The organism is Bradyrhizobium sp. Kon58 (assembly GCF_055807455.1).
Window position 1 is genome coordinate 1 of sequence record NZ_JBVVOT010000096.1, and the last position, 889, is coordinate 889.

Annotated in this window: 1 protein-coding gene; it reads left to right on the forward strand. The window is 67.2% G+C overall.

Annotation, left to right across the window (positions count from 1 at the left end):
* The coding region (locus AC0L20_RS39580; RefSeq protein ID WP_473295601.1) for a DUF1522 domain-containing protein at window positions 1-889 on the forward strand (889 nt) is incomplete at both ends.

Sequence of the window (889 nt, forward strand, 5' to 3'; positions counted from 1 at the left end):
CGCTGGTAAGCTCGACGGGTGCGGATCTGAGCGTCACCGGCAAGGCCGACCTGCTCAAGGCTCTCGGCCTGACCACGGCCGTGGGCGGCGGCAACGCCACCGTGAACGTCAACCGGACCACGAGTGCGGCTTCGCTGGGTGCGGAGATCACGGACGGTTCGTCGCTGAACGTCGACGGTCACGTCATCACCTTCAAGAACGCGCCGATCCCGGGCTCGACCGGTGCTCCGAGCGTTCCGAGCGGCTTCGGTGCCAGCGGCAACGTCCTGACGGACGGCGCCGGCAACTCGACGGTCTATCTGCAGGGCGGCACGGTCAACGACGTGCTGAAGGCGATCGACTTCGCCACCGGCGTGCAGACCTTCACGCTAAACGGCAGCGGAGGCGGTACGCTCGCAACCGCATCGGGCCAGACCGCATCGTCGATCAACGCCTCCGGCCAGCTCAAGATCTCGACCGGCGTCAACGCCGATCTGTCGGTCACGGGCACTGGCAATGCGTTGAACGTGCTCGGGCTTGCCGGTAACACCGGGACCTCGACCGCGTTCTCGGCGGCGCGCACCTCGGGCATCGGCGGCATCGCCGGCAAGTCCTTGACCTTCTCCGCCTTCAACGGCGGCACGGCGGTCAATGTCACCTTCGGCGACGGCACCAACGGCACGGTCAAGACGCTCGACCAGCTCAACTCGAAGCTCCAGGCCAACAACCTGACGGCGACGATCGACGCCAATGGCCTGCTGACGGTCTCGACCACCAACGACTACGCGTCCTCGACGATCGGGTCGAGCGCCGCGGGTGGTGCGATCGGCGGTACGCTGACCACGGCGCTGACGTTCTCGACGGCTTCCAGCCCCGTCCAGGACACGGTTGCCCAGACCTCGCGTGCGAA